Genomic DNA, 17,277 nt, shown 5'->3' with positions numbered 1-17,277 from the left:
AGTTTGACGCGCTTGAAATGTTAATTTCCCTCTCATAACAAACTTGTGCAGCGCACGCTATATGTTATGTTCTGATAGTCAAATTGTGAGGGACCATGAAAGGCATTATCCTTGCCGGTGGCACCGGCTCGCGCCTCTATCCGGTGACGACAGTCGTCTCCAAGCAACTGCTGCCCGTGTTCGACAAGCCGATGATCTACTATCCGCTGTCGACGCTGATGCTGGGCGGAATCCGCGATATCCTGATCATTTCCACGCCGCAGGACAAGCCGCTGTTCCAGCGCCTGCTTGGCGACGGCAGCGAGATGGGTGTCCGGTTCGCCTATGCGACGCAGGAGACCCCGCGGGGTCTTGCCGACGCCTTCATCGTCGGACGCGACTTCATCGGCGATGACTCTGTTGCCCTTGTGTTAGGGGATAACATTTTCTACGGCCACGGCCTGCCGAGCATGCTGTCGTCCGCCTCGATCCGCAAGAAAGGCGCCACCGTGTTCGGCTACGTCGTGAACGCGCCGGAGCAGTACGGCGTGATCGAGCTGGACGGCACCGGCCGGGCGCTCTCGATTGAGGAGAAGCCGAAGCGGCCGAAGTCCAACGTCGCGGTCACCGGCCTCTACTTCTACGACAATGATGTGGTCGACATCGCGGCGGGCATCAGGCCATCCCCGCGCGGCGAGATCGAGATCACCGACGTCAACAAGGCCTATCTCGAGCGCGGCGACCTCTATGTCGAGGTGCTCGGCCGCGGCTTTGCCTGGCTCGACACCGGCACCCATTCCTCGCTGGTCGAAGCCAGCCACTTCGTCCAGATCCTGGAGCAGCGCCAGGGCCTGCGCATCGCCTGCCCCGAGGAGATCGCGCTGCGCCAGGGCTACATCTCGCTCGAAGCCTTCGCGAGAGTCGCACAGAAGACCGCCAAGAGCAGCTACGGCGAGTACCTGCTGTCGGTCTACCGGTCATTCCACGGCGAGCCGCGCGCGGCGGAGGTATTCAAACATGCGGTTTAAGGGATCGACGATCTTCGTCACCGGCGGCGCCGGCTTCATCGGCTCCGCCGTGGTCCGCCACCTGCTGCGAGACACCCACGCCCGCGTCGTCAACATCGACAAGCTGACCTACGCGGCAAACCTCGCCTCGCTGCCCCGCGCCGCCGAAAGCCTGAACTACACCTTCGAGAAGGCCTGCATCTGCGAGGCACAGAACCTGCGCCGGCTGTTCGAGAAATATCAGCCCGATGCGGTGATGAACCTTGCCGCGGAAAGCCATGTCGACCGCTCGATCGACGGCCCCGGCGAATTCATCCAGACCAACATCGTCGGCACCTTCACGATCCTGCAGGAGACGCTGCGTCACTGGCGTACGCTCTCGCCCGAGAAGCGCGACCGCTTCCGCTTCCTGCATATCTCGACCGACGAGGTGTTCGGTTCGCTCGGCGACGAAGGGCTGTTCACCGAGACCACGGCGTATGCGCCGAACTCGCCCTATTCGGCCAGCAAGGCATCGTCCGATCACCTGGTGCGGGCCTGGCGCGAGACCTACGAGCTGCCGACCCTGGTGACCAACTGCTCCAACAATTACGGCCCCTATCACTTCCCGGAAAAGCTGATCCCGCACATGATCATCAAGGGGCTCGCCGGCGAGCCGCTGCCGGTCTATGGCGACGGCAAGAACATCCGCGACTGGCTGTTCGTCGAGGATCACGCCAAGGCGCTGACGCTGGTGCTGGAGCGCGGCGAGGTCGGCGAGACCTACAATGTCGGCGGCCGCAACGAGCGCACCAACCTGCACGTGGTCGAGAGCATCTGCGACCTGCTCGACGAGGTCGTGCCGGCCGCAGCAGGTCCGCGCCGCCAGCTGATCAATTTCGTCGCCGACCGGCCCGGCCACGACCGCCGCTACGCGATCGACGCCACCAAGCTCGAGACCGAGCTCGGCTGGCGCGCCGAGGAGAATTTCGAGACCGGCATCGCCAAGACCGTGCGCTGGTATGTCGACGAGCAACCCTGGTGGCGTTCCATCCTGGAGGGCGGCTACAAGGTGGAGCGTGTCGGCCTGAACCAGTAGCCGCCGGTCACCGCGGGTCATCAGCAACGGTGGCAGCGCCGATCATCGTGGGATTTGCGGAATATCCCTCGGCCGGAAGGTGTCCGGCCGATCGGGTGCAAGGATGCAGGCCCTGGCGACTATGACTTGGCGTTTGATGAACTGCGGCGCGGCCTGAAGATGCAACGACGTGCTGGCATCAGACACGTCCAACGCCCCCGGTGAAAAGGAATTGTCCCAGGGGCTGCGAACAACGAGGAGACGTCAATTGCTACCAAGAATGTCGCGGGAAGAAGCGGAACTGTTCTTGTCGTTTGTGAGAAATAGCCGCGATTACGTCGAATTCGGCACAGGCGGAAGTACGGTCATCGCCTCAAAGCACGTCACGAACTCGATATTGTCCATCGATTCCTCACAGGACTGGCTGGATCAGGTCGATCGTGCGTGCGCCTCAGCTCGTACGAAGCCGCATTTGACGTTCATCGACATCGGACGCACTGGCGATTGGGGTTTCCCGGTCGACCCATCAACAAAGCCGCGTTGGCCGGACTATCACTCGACCATCTGGGAAACGCCGCAAAGCGCCGATGCTGATCTTTATCTCGTCGACGGCCGCTTCAGGGTCGCATGCTTCGCCCAGATCGTCCTGCACTGCAGCCCAACTGCAATCATCGGCATGCACGATTTCAGCTCTCGCCCCGCCTATCATTGCGTCAGAGAGATCGCTCGCGAGATTGCGACGGCCGGCGACATGTCGTTCTTCATGCCGCTTGCGAAGAGAGACGCTGCCGAAGCCATACTGCAGTCGTTCAGCGGAGAGCCGTCCTGACCGGCGAGCTCTCCCGACAAGGCAACATTGCACCACGGCTTGCCGCCTGAGCGTTCAAGGCGGCAATGCCCCGACAGAGCAGCCAGATCCAACCTCAGGAAGGCAGCGTTTGCGCGCATAGCGCGTCAAAGGATGCAGCGAACTCGGCAAAGACGCGCTCCTCGGCCGGCGACGCAAATTCAACTTTGCCCGACTGGTCAATTCGCATCGACCCCGTTCCCAAGGGAGCCGTCTCGGGACCGCGGTCTTCCCGAAGAGAGAGCATCCGCTTGATCTCGGTCACGTACAGCTTCTCGTTCTCTGTCGCCCGCGATATATCCCGCTCCAATACTTTCTCAAGGGAGTCCCCGCGCTGCATGAATCCGCGGGCAATCAGCTTGTTGAGATTGGCGCGGATCCTCTGCGCGGGCGACAGAGTCGCCATATGCAGCAGGAAAAATCCAAACAACGGCGCCGGCGGCTTCTTTCCCTTGGCGATCTGGCAGTTGTGATTCACCTCTCCCGAGAAAGGCGCGGCAGCCGAACGGATCAAAGGCTTGCCCCAGGTGAGGCCATTGCGGAGCGTGCCCAAATCGGTGCCGCACAACATCCTGTCGCGATAGGAAGGCGCGTTGTACAGCCAGGTCGACGGGATAAACGCACCACCTTCCTTGTCGTTCAGGTGATGCAATATCGAAGCGTCGCTCGTGAAGCGTTCGCCGTCATAGAATGCCAGAAACTCGTCCGTATCCAGGAAGCAATGGAAATCGGAAGAAGCCGACAGACTGGCGTACAGCTCCTCGAAGTTCTTGGGATTGTGCAGATTGTTGTGAAATCCGCCGAAGCTCGCGATCAGCAAGTCCGGCCCCAGCTCTTCGTAAACCGACAAGACCTTGCTGTCGGCAGATCCATTGTCAAGAATGATCAGGTTCGCATCGCCCACGATCTTCCTGTGATGGTCCACCCAATCCGCAAGGAAAAACGGATCATCCTTGGTCTTGAGAACGATCTTGAGCGCTCCATGGCTGCTCCGGATGCGATCGCAAATCGCAGTAGATTCATTTTCCCATGCAACCAGCTGCATCAAACACGGTCCCTGTGCGTTGCAATCAACATCGACTGGTTTTAGCCAATCTAAGCTCATCGCGCAGAAAAAGTTTGGCCCATCATTAGCCGTACTGTCAGTTGATCATTAGGGCGTTTTTGAAGAGAATCAACAGGATGTTTGGGAAAACAACGGCGAGCGCTCGAAGATGCTGACACGACGATTGTTCCTGGCCCTGGGCTCAGCTGGAGCCCTTAGCTATACGGTTGAGCGCGCCCTGGCCGCCCAGCAAGCGGCTGCGCGCACCGACCGGCCTCTGGTGGGCGCGCTGCGGTGGGACGCCTGGTATGCGCCCGGATCGACGCCAACGAAGGCGGTTGAAACATCGCTCTCGCCGCAGCAGTACCATTGGCGAGTTCCATTCTTTGCGAAGGAGACAACTGGAAAGAGCCGCAGTGAGATTGCCTTTCCGGAGATCACGCAACAGACGATCGACAAGGAAATCAAGCAGGCCGTTTTCGCAGGCATCGACTACTGGGCGTTTGTCGCCTACGGCTCCGCCGATCCGATGTCGAGGGCCCTGAAGGTCTTCAGGGAAAGCCCGATCAAGAATGAGATTTCCTACTGCATCTTTACCGAGTTCCCTCGATGGGGCTCCCACGACAAGCCAAGCCCGCTGATTGACGAACACGTCAAACTCATGGGCGACAGCAACTACCTGAAAGTAGCGGGCGGAAGACCGCTGTATTTTCTCGGCTTCATACATGTTGCCGACGTTGAAAAACGATGGGGTGGGATCGAGAACCTTCGGGCCCAGATCGAGCAATTCAGAGCGCGTGTAAAGGCTGCGGGACACGGAGATCCGTATCTGGTGCTCACCGGTGACAAGAAACTGCTCAATGAACAGGGCGCTTTCCTGACTGCCGACGCAGTCAGTTCCTATGCCGGCGTTTACGGCAGCGTCCGTGGCTCCTATGCCGACCTCACGCGCGGCGCGGAGCGAGACTGGAATGAACTGGCCAAGAGCCGGCTTCCCGTCATCCCCACCGTGATGACCGGCTGGGACCGCCGTCCACGCATCGAACGCCCAGTGCCTTGGGAAGCCAAGCAGCGCCCCGGCGTGGGCATGGAAAACTTCTTCATTGCGCCGACCGGGGCGGAGCTGTCGGATCATCTGCATCGCTCGATCGAATGGAGGGCAGCTCAGCCCGGTGAGATGAAGTCTCCCGCGATCCTGATTTATGCCTGGAACGAAAACGACGAAGGCGGATGGCTTGTCCCCACCTTGCCCTGCAAGACCGAGCGCCTGGAGGCCCTGCGCAAGGTCCTGAAAGACCCGCAATCCAAGCAAAGGCCAAATCTTTGCTAGCTTCTGATGCGGTGAGGCTGGCGCCCGCGAGCTTCTTCAGCTGCGAACTTGTTCAGCTGCGACCTAGCGTCAGCCGTGACTTGTCAGCCGTGACTTGGCGCGTGATCTGGCGTCAGCCGCGTTGTGCTAGCGCCATTCGGCCGGGACCGTCCATTGGTTCAGCTCCACGGTCCTGTGCTCTGCAAGATAAGGTGCGTAGAGCTGCCGCATCCAAAAGCGGAAGTTCGGGTAGTTCCTGATCAGCTTGTAGAACGCCTCCCCCATGTTCAACGGACTGAGACAGGTCCCGTTCGGTGGCTTGGACGTCATCGCGCGCAGCGAATAGCTTTGCATGCAAGCCCGCGTTTCGCTTTCGGCCACCGAACTTAGTCCGCGGAAGCTGTTGGTTGCGTGCAATCGATACATGTACTGATCGGATTCCACGTATTTTGGTTCGACGATCGTGATCGCGCGCAGCGCGAATTCCCAATCGTGACAATATTTGAGGTCCGCGAACCACCCAGCCTGCCGCAACAGTTCGGCGCTCAACACGAAATTTCCCGTCGAGGCGGCGATCTGCGACTCCAGGAAGGACCACGACAGCGGGCGATCGGAGCTTACCGCCTGACTCGTTGCGTATCTGAGACGCGCCGGAAACTGATAACTCTTGATGGATTTCCCGTTCTCGTCGATCGGCTCGATCGCGGAGAAGCCGAAGAACAGCTTTTCAGCGCCATGGCGGCCGACAAATGTCTCGACCCGCTCCTTCGAAAAGGCGTCGTCCGAGTTGAGCAGGAAGAGCATGTCGCCCTTAGCAAGCGACAGCGCACGATTCCAGGTAAAGTGAGCTCCCATGTTGGTGGGATTCTTGAGCAGTTTGCACGATGCAAAACGCTTTGCGAACGACTTCCGCTTCAGAAGCCTTTCGGCCAGCTGGAAGCTGTTGTCCGGCGAATTGTCGTCGACAATGATCAGCTCAAGTTCGGGATGGGTCTGGTCGAAGACCGTCTCGAGACAATGCTCGAGATAGGCCTCGTGCTTGTAGCAAGCAATCACCACGCTGGCTAACATAGGACTCTCAACTCAATGCCGAACGACCAGGGAATGGCTTGATCCAACCAGCAGGTTTTCTCCTTCGCCAACCTCGAGCATCGAAAGCCTGTACTCTCCGTCCGGCAGTCCCTTGAGCATGAAGCTGACCTCGAAACCGAAGCAGCATTCGCGCGCGGTCGCCTTCATATATTCCGTGACGTCCATTCGCTCGTGCCAATCGATGACGAGGCAGTACCCGCTCTTGCCGGCGTTCGTCTCGCCTTCCGGAGACAACACCAGAAACGAGATGCGGTTTCTCAGGGGCTCGAAGCCATCCTTGGCAAAAACCCACCCCCGGACCAGCACTCTGTAGCGCGGGTCCACCACCACGCGCTCCTCCGTTTGCGAATTGATGTTCTCGATCACGAACATGGAGCCATCCGGACTTGCGATGGCTCCCTCAATTTCGACCGGCAAGCCTTCGCGAATGCTCTGGAATCCGGTGAGCGCGACTTCATTGCGCTGCAAATTGGCGAGGACTTCGACATGAACTGCAGCGCTCTTGATCGTCTGCTCGAGCTCCGATCTGCTCAAGCAGTCCAGCAGCGCGGAGTTCGAGCGCAGTTCTGCCGAGATCGACTCGCCGGCAGACACACGCCTGACGACATCGAGATAGGCACGGCCGAAACGCGAGTCCGGCTCCAGGTGGGCTCCCTCGGCCCATTCGTTCCACGAATTGATGAACACGATCGGCTGTTCGAAAGAACTCCGGCGCGCCCGCTCGGTCGCTTCACGAAGCCAGACTTCGAACGCCTCGGGGCTTGATCTGACGAACACGTGTCCTCGCGAGCCCTTGCGCGGCGTGTTGTCCCAGCGCGGCATCACGGTTGGAAAGAACGGAAACTCATAGACCTTGCCGAGCGTCGAGCGCATGGCTTCAAGATAGTCGTAGAGCTTGCCGGAAAACTCCGTCGGCGTCTCGACCTCTGCCCGGCTCAGCTCCCGCGCATTGACGGTATGGGGCGGGAATTCCACGGCGGCATCGCAATGGAATTCTCGCGGATCGAACTCGCCGAACGTCATCGCATTGCAAATCAGCAGCTCGCCGATGCCAAGTTGCCTTGCACGCACACGCCAGGTCTGGAACAGGCGTTCCTTGTCCGGGATCAGCGAGGGACGGTAGATGAGAAGGATCTTGCGACCGTCAACCGTGATGTAGCGATCATCCAGGAGGATATCTGCCATATCGTCAATGAAGCGGACGTCATCCTCGAGGGAGTGGTTCTGGCCGAGCAGCAGCTCGGTATCAGAACCATCCCATCGCCGTGACCAGTTTTCGTTCGCCCAGCAGATGCAGAACGGGATGTTCGGCTCGCCGTCCTCCAGCAAAAGCCGCAGCGGCCGCTCCAGGAGTCTTCGCCCCTGAAACCAGTAGGCGTAATAGCAAAAGCCGTGAACGCCGTAGCGGCGAGCCAGGTCTGCCTGTTGCTGGCGGGTCTCGACCAATCTCATGTCATAGAAGCCGAGATCCGCGGGCAACCACGGAGACTGGTGCGTGGGAAACTGCGGACGCATCTGGGAGACGTTGGTCCATTCGGTGAAGCCAGGACCCCACCAACGGTCGTTCTCCGCGAACGAATGGAATTGCGGCAGGTAGAAGCAGACGTAGCGCACCTCCTTCACGGAGGCGGCGCCCGCCATGGCGGCAACCAGTTTCTTGTCGTTGTTCGGAAACAACAGATCGTCGTAATCGTCGGTCGAGAAGCCGAGCGCGACGACCACCTCGTTCGACTCGAGTTTCTCGAACAGCGGTATTTCGTAGTGTTCGCCGTCGTTCAGGCTGATGCGCAGGTAGATCTGCACAGGCTTGCGTTCCAGCAGCGTATTCTTCAGGGCGCGAGCCAAACGACGGCGCACGGCTGGCGTGGAGAGATTGATGCGAAATCCGGGACGCCCGATCACGGTGTGCGGACCGACGCTGGCCGGCACCGACCGGCCCGTCCGTCCCTCTTCGACACAGTGGGAAGCAACAAAAAGCGATATCGCAACGGTCGAAGCAGGCGACTGCGCATCCACGATCCAGCCGGAGATCACTCGCCCGGAGTGCTCGAGGATCGCACCACGCAGCCTCGGTCCCGACTGGAAATCGCTGACATCGGGATCCAGGAATACACTCTGCGATTGATCGTCCTGCTGAACCGGACTGGCAACGGGCAACATATCCTTCGTATCCCTGACGCTCCGTTCCACCATCTTGTTCATCGCTTCTCAAGCTCCTACCAACGTCTAACGCTGGTTCCAGTTTCTTTATCAGCCGTGTGGAAGATCGATATCCCGAGATCGCGTTGCCGTTCGAACCTGCCCCGGATCGTGACCTGATGCTTATCAGTCAACTTCACACAACCACAATGAGTATTTGTTGGCGATAGCCACATTAACGCAATCTCTCTGTCGTCGATATGAAAGCCATCGTTAGTTCTGCCCAGATTGTCGCGCGAAGCTGCCTGCTTCAGTGCCTTCGCGCCTAAAAACAAAGCCGCCGCTCGGCGCCGCGTGCGAAGCCCGCCTCCGACAATCTCAGCCAACACTCTCGCCCATTGCCTGCAGACGACGTCGCGCGCCTTCGTTGTTCTGCTGTGCCGCTTGTCGATACCAGTGCAACGCCTGGTCGCGGTCCTGCGCGACGCCGTCGCCGGCGCGCAGTGCATCGCCAATCGCAAGTTGGGCTTCGACCATGCCCTGCTTCGCCGCGGCCTCGAACCATTCGGCCGCCTTCGCCGGATCGGCATCGCGCCCCTGTCCCCGGCCGAGCATCACGGCAAGGTTGTATTGCGCCGTCGTGTGGCCCTGGCGCGCCGCCGCCTCGTACCACGTGACGCCCTTGGCGAGGTCCTGCTCGACGCCCTGCCCGGTGCAATACATCACCGCAAGCTTGAACTGCGCCGCGGCGTTGCCGCCGTCCGCCGCCTTGACGATCCAGCCGGCGGCGGCCTGCGGATCCTTGAGGCCGCTCTTGGGATCGGAATACAGCAGCGCCAAAGTGTGCTGGGCTTCGACGTGGCCGGCGCTTGCCGCACGTTTGAACCATTGCGCTGCGGCCGGAACATCGACGGCGCCGCCGGATCTGCCCATGTGAAGCCCGCCCAGCTGAAATGCCGCAGCCGGATGGCCGGCCTCGGCCGCGTCGGTCAGCAGCGCACGTGCTTGCGCAAGACGCTCCGCGGACGGCTCATCCTGGATAAGAAACATCGCATAGGCCATCTTCGCATCGGCATCGCCGCCGTCGGCCGCCTTGCTGAGCCACTCCGCCGCACGCGCTTGATCGCGCGGCACGCCGTTGCCGGCAGAGTAGAGCCGACCGAGCTGCACGCCGGCGGCGCTGATGCCTCCCTCGGACGCGCGCTCGAACCACTTGATCGCAGCCGCGACATCGCGCGCCACGCCCCTGCCATTGAGATAGAACACCGCAATGTTGTGGGCCGCCGTGGCGTGGCCGCCCTCCGCCGCACGCTCGAACCATTTCGCAGCCTGGCGGATGCTGGGCGGAACGCCGGTGCCGGTGGCATAGAAGCGTCCGGTCAGGAACTGCGCCTGCGTATCGCCGCGCTCGGCCGCCTTCTCGTACCAATACGCCGCCTCGCGCAGATCCGGCTCGGCGGCAGTCCCGAGCGCATAGAACTCGGCCAGCGCCTGGATCGCCGGCAGGTAGTCCTTCCGCGCCGCCTTGCGCAATGCGGTCTCGGCCCTGTCGAGATCCTTGACAGCCCCCTTGCCGCTCAACCGCAACAGCGCAATGTTGTAGAGCGCGATCGTATCGTCATGCGCAGCGGCGCTCTGGAACAGCCGTGCGGCCTCTTCGACATTTTCGGGAAGCCCGGTGCCCTTGAGGCACATGAAAGCCAGCGCAACCTGTGCGCGAACATGTCCCTGCTCGGCCGCCTTGTGATACCAGATCGCGGCCTGCGCAAAATCGACGGGAACGCCGCGGCCCTGATAATACACATCGCCGAGTGCGAATTCGCCGGACGCCGCTTTCTGCTCGGCCGCGGCCTGATACCAGCGCAGGGCAGCAGCGTGATCCCGCACGCAACCTTGCCCGTTGGCGTACATGTCGCCGAGAATCGATTGCGCCTCCGCCTTGCCGGCTTCCGCCGCCACCGACATCCAGAGGAATGCGGCATCGACGTCCTTGGCCACGCCTGTCCCGTTCGGGAAGACCAGATCGTGGAGGTTGATCGCCTTGTCGCCGAGACGGGCCGCCGTGGATTGCCGCCACATCTCGGGCCTGTTCGGTCCGAGCGTCGCCTTGACCCCGTTGAGGTAGATCAGGCCAAGCTGGAATTGCGCATCCAGATGTCCTTTCAGCGCGGCGCGTTCATACCACGCGACCGCGTCCGGAATGCTGCCGATAACGCCCTCGTTCCGCGCATAGAGCAGCCCGATCCGGTAATCCGCCTCAGGCTTGCCCGCCCGCGAGGCAAGCCGCCAAAAGCGCAGGGCTTCAAGGTATCGCCCGTTCTCGTAAGCCTCCAGTCCCCGTTCAAACTGCTTTGGGTCTGAACGGGAGGAGTCGGGCCGGAACAACTCGAGCAGGGATCTCGCAGACTCCATCATGGCTCGCGCATCGCTTCCGTCATGCCGCGCAGCATGTCGCTGAGCAGATACATCGCCACCGAACGGGTGCCGACATTGACATCGCCCTGCAGCGTCATGCCGGGGATGAGGCGGAAATTGTTCGGAACATTGGTGAAGTTGCTCTGGTCGACCGAGCATCGCGCCTTGTAGTAGGCATCGACGGGCTTTCCGTCGTCGTCAGTGGTGAAGGCGCCTTCGCTGATCCAGCGTATCTTGCCCGCCGCCGTGCCGTGCTCCGCCGCGTTGAAGGCATCAACCTTCAGCGTGCAGGGGTCATTCGGCCGGATAAAGCCGACGTCGCGGGACAGCACCTGGATCTCCGCCTCCAGCCGCGTCTTGAGCGGCATCAGCGTGATGAAGGGATCGCCCGGCTTCAGCACGGATCCGACCGAGAGCTTGGCAAGGGTGAGGACGACCGACGGCTCGGCAGCCGTCCATCGGACCAGGTCCTGATGCTTGATGGCCTTGTCGTAGGCTGCCCGGGCCGTATCCAAATTGTTGCGCGTCGTGACCAGATCCTGGCTCAGCTGCGCGTTCCACTGCTCGATGAAGGCCTTGCGATCGGCCCTCAGCGAGTCGAGCTGGTGTTGCGCTTCCAGCAGCGTGTTGTGCGTGTTGTCGATCTGACGCAGCAACTCCAGGCGCGTATCCTGCGACAGATACAGGTTCAGCTTGGACCCGCTGCCGCTTTCGGCAAGGGTCGAGCGCATGTCCTCGATCTTGCCGGCGATCTCGGCGCGTTGACCATACCGCTCGTCGTCCTTCTTCGCCTTCGAGATCGTCGCTTCGGTCTGGCTGATCTTGGAATCGTAACTCGTCACCTGCGCGCTGTACTGGGCGACGCGCTGGTCGTAGAGCGCCTTCTGCAAGGCGTTGTACCTGGCGGCATCCGGATCCTTGGCGTTGCCATACGACAGCGGCTTTCCGGACAATTCGGCCTCGTCACGCGCAACCTGCGCATCGAGGCTCGCGATCTGCAGCTTGTACTGGGTGACATCGGCTGCGGTGAAGGTCGAGTCGAGGGTCGCAAGCAATTGTCCCGTGTCGACCTGCTCGCCTTCCCGAACATCGATCGTCTTGATGATCGACGGGTCCAGGGCCTGCAGCACGTTGATCTGATCGACCGGAACGATCTTGCCGCGGACGCTGGTGATCACCCGATCGAGGCGCGTCAGGCACATGATCGCCACGATGGATACCAGCAGCGCCGACAGCACGAACAGCGTCGCACGCGCCAACATCGGCTCGGGCGCCTCGCGGATGGCGTCGGTTTCGGACTGGAACTGGCGAACGGTCGCGAGCGAAGCTTGATTAGGAGACAAGGGTCGGACTCCTGAAGTTAGGCTTGTCGTTGCGGCCCGTCGGAACGAGATGCGTGTTCTGCTGGTACCAGAGCGAACTGTAGATGTCGTTGCGCTCCAGAAGTTCCTCGTGGCGACCGATATCGTTGACCACGCCGCGATTGAGCACGAGGATCGCGTCGGCCTTCGTCAGCGACGACAGGCGATGCGAGATGATGATCAGCGTGCGGCCGTGCGCGATCCGCGAAATGTTCGCATTCACGATCGTCTCGCTCTCCGCATCGAGCGCGCTGGTCGCCTCGTCCAGGATCAGGATGGGCGGATTGACGATCAGCGCGCGCGCGATCGCGAGGCGCTGACGCTGTCCGCCGGAGAGGTTGGTGGAGCCCTCGTAGACATAGGTCTCGTAACCCCGCGGCAGCTTGTCGATGAACTCCTCGGCGCCGGCCAATCGCGCCGCCCTGACGACGTCGTCGAAGGTCGCGTCCGGCTTTGCCGCGGCAATATTCTCGCGGATCGTGCCGCTGAACAGGAAGTTCTCCTGCAGCACGACGCCGACGTTGCGCCGCAGATGGTCGACATCGTATTCGCGAACATCGATACCGTCGACCTTGATCAACCCGCCATAGTCGGAGTGCAGGCGCTGCAACAGCCGCGTGATCGTGGTCTTGCCCGAGCCGCTCTTGCCCATCACGCCGAGCGTCGTGCCGAGCGGAATCTCGAAGGAGATATTGTTCAGCGCCGGCGACACCGCGCCCTTGTACTTGAACGTGACGCCGGAGAACTCGATCAGGCCCTTCAGCGGAACCCGCACGCCATGGCCAGAGCGTCCCTCCTCCGGCAGCTGATTCACCAGATTGCCGACGATGGTGACCGCGGTGCGCGCCTCGTCATACTGGTTGATGAGTTGGGCCATCTTCATCAGCGGGCCGGCAACACGCTGCGACAGCATCAGAAAGGCAAACAGCGCCCCGACATAGACCGGATCGCCGCTCGATACGGCGAGGTAGACGCCGAGTGCATAGGGAGCGCTGACCGCCAACCGTTCCAGCGGACGGACCAGCGTCTGGATCATGTTTCCGGTCATGCCTTCGGCAAGACGCGCCTTGGCGGCGCGCGCCACGAGCACATCCCACATGTGCCGCTGGCGCGTGTCGAGCGCCAGCGATTTGATGGTCCTCATGCCGTTCAGGCTCTGGATCAGAAACGCCCCCTGCGCGCCTTCGGCGGCAAGAACCGCCGAGGAGCTCCGCCGGTACACGGGCAGCATCAGGATGAGCCAGACCACGATCATTGCGGCAAAGCCCAGCACCATCAGCGTCATGATCGGGCTGAAGAAGAACATGACGGGCAGGAAGAAGATCAGCGTCGTCGAATCGAGGACGGTCCCGAACAACTGCCCGGTCAGGAAGCCGCGAATCCGGAACACTTCGCGAATGTCGCGGGAAATCAGGCCGACAGGATTCTGCTCGAAATAGTCGATCGGCAGATTGAGCACCTTTTCGAACACGTAGGTCGACAATTTGACGTCGAGGCGTGCCGTCAAGCTCTGCACGAGGTATTGCCGCAGGAACGAGAACGCCGTCTCGAACAGGATGATCACCAGCATCGCAACGCACAGCACGTAGAACGTATTGTACGCCTTGTAGAAAATGACCTTGTCCGAGAGCAGCCTCCAGAACATGATCGGTGCCAGCCCCATGAAGCCCAGGACCAGCGCCGCGATCGCGACGTCGCGCATGATGCGCCGTTCGCGGAACACCAGGGCGACGACGAAACCGAAGCTGAACGGCTGCGTCTCGTCCGAAATCTCATAGTCGCGCTTGGCCATGACGACGTCGCCCGACCAGATGTCCTCAAAGCGCGGTTGGTCGATGACGAGCAGCGCGTCCTCGCCGGCATTCGGATCCTGCAGGACCACCCGGGAGCTGTTTTCATCGCCTTCGAGGCGCAGCAGCACCATGTGGCTGCCGTCGCGCAGCCGAACGATGGCCGGCAGCGCCCTCTTGAGATGGCTCAGGCTCTTCCAGTCCAGCGTGACGGCCTTTGCCGTCATGCCCGAGGAATTCGCGCACTTCAAAAGCTCGGCCAGCGTGACTTCCTGGTCGCCCAGGAGGTTGTCGTGGATCAGCTGGGACGGGGTCAGATGCAAACCATGCTGTCTTGCCACGATGACGAGACAAGCGAGCCCCGAAGGTGGCAGGGCCTCCACCGAAGGTGCGCCGACGAGCGAGAGGTGTTTGGTCATGGATGCCTCGAAGTTTCGACTGCGCAAGGTCCGGTCCCCAGCGAGATATAACTTATCACTGTTAGTTCGCTAACGCAGCATTTTCAGCGCGTCGCCCGAAAAAGATATGTTTCGCGGCAGGCCGCGAAGCCAGTTTCGAGCGCGTTCTCGTGCGACTTAACCAGGGAACCTTATAACATTGTTTAACATCGACAAATCACGAGTCGGCGGTCACCGTCTCCTGGAAGTCGAATCCGCAGGCCTCCAGCTGTGGCCTGATCCGCTCGTCCCTGGCCTCCGGCATGAGTGCCAGTGCACAGATCTCAAAATTCCCGCTCCGAACCGACACCGTCGGGAAACCGGCGCTGAGCAGCAGGTTCCCCATCCGCTCGGTCGAAAAGCCGGTCTTGTGCGCCATGTGGTGGCGCCCCTGCTCGATCGCGCCGGAATGCCCGTAGATCATGTCCAATGGCCGGATCGGACCTGCCGGCGAGACGTAAGCGATCGCACCGAGGCCGCGCGTCAACATGTGCTGAGCGACCGCCTCGAGGTCGGGAGACATGATCAGTGCGAATCCGTCCGGTTTGAGGACTTGGCGGAACTGGACGAATGTGGGGTGAACCTCATGGGCATAGAGGTGCTCCATGACATGAGAACACCAGATCGCATCGAACGAGGCCGCCGGGAACAATCGGGCAAGATCGGTAATCGACCCGACGACGTCGGGATTCACGCCGCTGTCGACGTCTAATCGAATCTCGTCCCATTCATGCGATGTCAGGAGCGGCTGGATGCGCTTGGTAACCGTCGATCCAGCGCCGGCATTCAGCATTTTCTTCGTGGCCAATTCGAGAGCTCCGCGGGTTCGTTAAGCGGCTGAGTTCTGCAGCGATCGTTCGTCTTGACCAAATGTGCCGGGGCCGCAGATAGCCGTCGGCCCCAGCACCGTCGTGTCAAGCGAGCGGCACGGCTTTACAAAAGCTACGTGGTCCGAATGTGACGAACTAACTTCTAACGTCGATTGGCTAAAATGCCCGGGGCGGAACTTGTGATTGATTTGATACATCCGACTCGGATCGGTCGACAAGGTTCCAATCGGAATGTGCGCATGCACTTCCCCTGACGCGAGCCGTCGAACTCATCGCAGGCGCGTCATGATCGTCAACCGCAGCCTATTCGATCATCAATCACCCACTTTTGACGGCCATGCCGACGATCGAAGAAAAAAGCGCCGCCTCAACCTCGGTTGGGGCGGCGCCTTCGCTTAGTGCAGACCTAGGATCTTACAGCTTGGTCGAGTTACCATCGTTGAAGATCAGGTATTCGATGTTGCTGATCTGGGTCACCTGACCATTGCTGAAGGTGATGTCCATAGAACCGTTCGATCCAGAGCTGATGTCGCTCACGTCGGTCGAAGCGTGATCCAGGAAGGTCAGGGAGTCCTTGTTGCCGCCACCGCCATCGATGGTGTCGCTGCTGGTGGCGTTGTTCAGGTAGAAGTAGTCCTGACCGGAGCCGCCAACCATCGAGGCCGTACCGGTGTCGGAGCCGACGAACGAGTCCTTGCCGTCGCCACCGATCAGCGTCTGCGTGCCCGAGCCGGCGACCAGCGTATCGTTGCCGGAACCGCCAAACAGCGTGTCGTTGCCGGCACCGCCATACAGCGAGTCGTTGCCGGCACCACCATCGAGCGAGGTCGCGTGCGACGCATCGCTGCCCGAGTAGAGCACGTCCTTGCCGTTGCCGCCGAACTCGGCAGCAGTCTGGGTACCGCCGACAAGGAGATCGTTGCCGTTGCCGCCATGCAGCGTGTCGACACCGGATCCGCCATACAGCGTGTCGTTGCCGGCGCCGCCGTCCAGGCTGTCGTTGCCCGCACCAGCGTACAGCGCATCGTTGCCCTTGCCGCCATCCAGTGTGCTCGAATTGCCGGCGGTGCTGCCGGACGCCAGCACGTCGTTGCCGTTGCCGCCGCTCAGCTGCGACGAGCTGCCGCCGTAGAGCGTGTCGTTGCCGGCGCCACCGTTCAGGGTGTCGGCACCGGAGCCGAACAGCAGATCGTTGCCCCTGCCGCCATCCAGCGTGCTGTGACCGGAGGCGTTGTCGACCAGCACGTCGTTGCCGGAGCCCGCATCGATCGAGTCGTGACCGGCACCGCCGAAGATGGTGTCGTTGCCGGAGCCGGTGAGAACCGTCGTGTCGCCGGTGTTGTTGACGAACACCTGATCGTTGCCGGAGCCGGTCGCAGCCAGCACGGGGGTGCTGCCGTTCACCGTCAGCGTGACGTCCTGATTGGTCGCCTCGATGATCGCCTTCAGGTTGGCGTCGGTGTTAACAGTGTTAACGGGGTTGGTTTCGATCAGAACATTGGCGTTCGGATCCGGGTTGGTGATCCCAGACCCCTCCTGCACCGGAATCGTCGCGCCGTTATCCGGGCTGGTGTATCCGATCCCCGCGTTGATCAGATAGTCAAGGATCTGTTGCTGGGTCGAGTGATCGATCGTGGAGTTGATCGCCGCTTTAAGGTCGGTCTGGTCTAGATTGTAAGTCGCCATCGATGTAGCCCCTGCTTGGGATACGAGGATTCAAGCCGCTCGCCCACACTTAAGCTGTTGATTCACAACTAGTTTGTTGCGATGCAACTCAAATGTGGACCCAGGTTACGAACTTGTTAAGTCCATTGTTAAGTCCGCTAGGCCGGAGTGTCAATCAGCAATGCGCTGTTAACACCTGGTTCCCTGAGATTTATGTGAGACTTAGCACCACTTCGTATGCACTATAACATTCAGCGCAGGGCAATCACCAATGTTAGCCGCGGCGCAAAAAAGGTAGTGATTA

General features: G+C 60.9%; 13 protein-coding genes. 4 read left to right on the top strand and 9 right to left on the bottom strand.

Annotation, left to right across the window (positions count from 1 at the left end):
* The first annotated feature begins 95 nt into the window (after positions 1-95).
* From rfbA to XI02_RS16345, 3 genes are all read left to right on the top strand, one after another.
* Entirely contained in the window at positions 96-1,007 is a 912-nt protein-coding gene (gene rfbA / locus XI02_RS16355) for a glucose-1-phosphate thymidylyltransferase RfbA (RefSeq protein WP_018270712.1), read from the top strand.
* A complete protein-coding gene (gene rfbB / locus XI02_RS16350) occupies positions 997-2,064 on the top strand; it encodes a dTDP-glucose 4,6-dehydratase (protein WP_016841674.1) in 1,068 nt (355 codons plus the stop codon). The genes rfbA and rfbB overlap by 11 nt, the downstream gene beginning before the upstream one ends.
* Positions 2,065-2,233: 169 nt before the next feature.
* Positions 2,234-2,872: a hypothetical protein gene (locus XI02_RS16345; protein ID WP_244620846.1), complete on the top strand. Its 639-nt coding sequence runs from the start codon at positions 2,234-2,236 to the stop codon at positions 2,870-2,872.
* Positions 2,873-2,966: 94 nt separating this feature from the next.
* On the opposite strand, the gene XI02_RS16340 is transcribed toward XI02_RS16345, so the two are convergent.
* Positions 2,967-3,935: a hypothetical protein gene (locus tag XI02_RS16340; RefSeq protein ID WP_018270710.1), complete on the bottom strand. Its 969-nt coding sequence runs from the start codon at positions 3,933-3,935 to the stop codon at positions 2,967-2,969.
* 169 nt (positions 3,936-4,104) lie between these two features.
* Between XI02_RS16340 and XI02_RS16335 the strand changes: the two genes are divergently transcribed.
* On the top strand, positions 4,105-5,265 hold the full coding sequence (locus XI02_RS16335) for a hypothetical protein (protein ID WP_038379567.1): 1,161 nt from the start codon (positions 4,105-4,107) through the stop codon (positions 5,263-5,265).
* Between the two features lie 126 nt (positions 5,266-5,391).
* Here the strand turns inward: XI02_RS16335 and XI02_RS16330 are convergent, their stop codons facing one another.
* The 8 genes from XI02_RS16330 to XI02_RS16295 all read right to left on the bottom strand — a co-directional run bounded on the left by XI02_RS16330 (position 5,392) and on the right by XI02_RS16295 (position 16,994).
* Positions 5,392-6,315, bottom strand: a complete 924-nt coding sequence (locus XI02_RS16330) for a glycosyltransferase family 2 protein (protein ID WP_038374246.1) — start codon at positions 6,313-6,315, stop codon at positions 5,392-5,394.
* 12 nt (positions 6,316-6,327) lie between these two features.
* On the bottom strand, positions 6,328-8,538 hold the full coding sequence (locus tag XI02_RS16325; RefSeq protein ID WP_172648133.1) for a glycoside hydrolase family 99-like domain-containing protein: 2,211 nt from the start codon (positions 8,536-8,538) through the stop codon (positions 6,328-6,330).
* Between the two features lie 14 nt (positions 8,539-8,552).
* Positions 8,553-8,861 (bottom strand): hypothetical protein, encoded by a 309-nt coding sequence (locus XI02_RS16320; protein ID WP_129964921.1) that lies wholly within the window; start codon positions 8,859-8,861, stop codon positions 8,553-8,555.
* Positions 8,854-10,887, bottom strand: coding sequence for an SEL1-like repeat protein (locus XI02_RS16315; protein WP_172649187.1), 2,034 nt, complete (start codon positions 10,885-10,887; stop codon positions 8,854-8,856). The genes XI02_RS16320 and XI02_RS16315 overlap by 8 nt, the downstream gene beginning before the upstream one ends.
* Entirely contained in the window at positions 10,887-12,233 is a 1,347-nt protein-coding gene (locus tag XI02_RS16310) for an HlyD family type I secretion periplasmic adaptor subunit (protein ID WP_026192529.1), read from the bottom strand. Before XI02_RS16310 ends, XI02_RS16315 begins: the two co-directional genes overlap by 1 nt.
* Positions 12,223-14,460 carry a peptidase domain-containing ABC transporter gene (locus tag XI02_RS16305; protein ID WP_026192528.1) on the bottom strand — a complete coding sequence of 746 codons (2,238 nt, stop codon included), beginning with the start codon at positions 14,458-14,460 and terminating at the stop codon, positions 12,223-12,225. Before XI02_RS16305 ends, XI02_RS16310 begins: the two co-directional genes overlap by 11 nt.
* Before the next feature lie 196 nt (positions 14,461-14,656).
* Positions 14,657-15,271, bottom strand: coding sequence for a methyltransferase domain-containing protein (locus tag XI02_RS16300; protein ID WP_016841687.1), 615 nt, complete (start codon positions 15,269-15,271; stop codon positions 14,657-14,659).
* 451 nt (positions 15,272-15,722) lie between these two features.
* The gene (locus tag XI02_RS16295) at positions 15,723-16,994 is read right to left on the bottom strand and encodes a calcium-binding protein (RefSeq protein WP_129964920.1); all 1,272 of its coding nucleotides are present in this window, start codon (positions 16,992-16,994) and stop codon (positions 15,723-15,725) included.
* Between the last annotated feature and the right edge of the window lie 283 nt (positions 16,995-17,277).

This window comes from Bradyrhizobium sp. CCBAU 21365, assembly GCF_015291305.1.
Classification (GTDB): Bacteria; Pseudomonadota; Alphaproteobacteria; order Rhizobiales; family Xanthobacteraceae; genus Bradyrhizobium; species Bradyrhizobium elkanii.
Note: the sequence above shows the minus strand (reverse complement) of the source record. Positions and strands in the feature narration are given on the sequence as shown.

Coding starts and splice junctions, on each gene's coding strand:
- rfbA (WP_018270712.1), top strand. CDS start 96: ATGAAAGGCATTATCCTTGCCGGTGGCACCGGCTCGCGCCTCTATCCG.
- rfbB (WP_016841674.1), top strand. CDS start 997: ATGCGGTTTAAGGGATCGACGATCTTCGTCACCGGCGGCGCCGGCTTC.
- XI02_RS16340 (WP_018270710.1), bottom strand. CDS start 3,935: ATGCAGCTGGTTGCATGGGAAAATGAATCTACTGCGATTTGCGATCGC.
- XI02_RS16335 (WP_038379567.1), top strand. CDS start 4,105: ATGCTGACACGACGATTGTTCCTGGCCCTGGGCTCAGCTGGAGCCCTT.
- XI02_RS16330 (WP_038374246.1), bottom strand. CDS start 6,315: ATGTTAGCCAGCGTGGTGATTGCTTGCTACAAGCACGAGGCCTATCTC.
- XI02_RS16325 (WP_172648133.1), bottom strand. CDS start 8,538: ATGAACAAGATGGTGGAACGGAGCGTCAGGGATACGAAGGATATGTTG.
- XI02_RS16315 (WP_172649187.1), bottom strand. CDS start 10,887: ATGGAGTCTGCGAGATCCCTGCTCGAGTTGTTCCGGCCCGACTCCTCC.
- XI02_RS16305 (WP_026192528.1), bottom strand. CDS start 14,460: ATGACCAAACACCTCTCGCTCGTCGGCGCACCTTCGGTGGAGGCCCTG.
- XI02_RS16300 (WP_016841687.1), bottom strand. CDS start 15,271: ATGCTGAATGCCGGCGCTGGATCGACGGTTACCAAGCGCATCCAGCCG.
- XI02_RS16295 (WP_129964920.1), bottom strand. CDS start 16,994: ATGGCGACTTACAATCTAGACCAGACCGACCTTAAAGCGGCGATCAAC.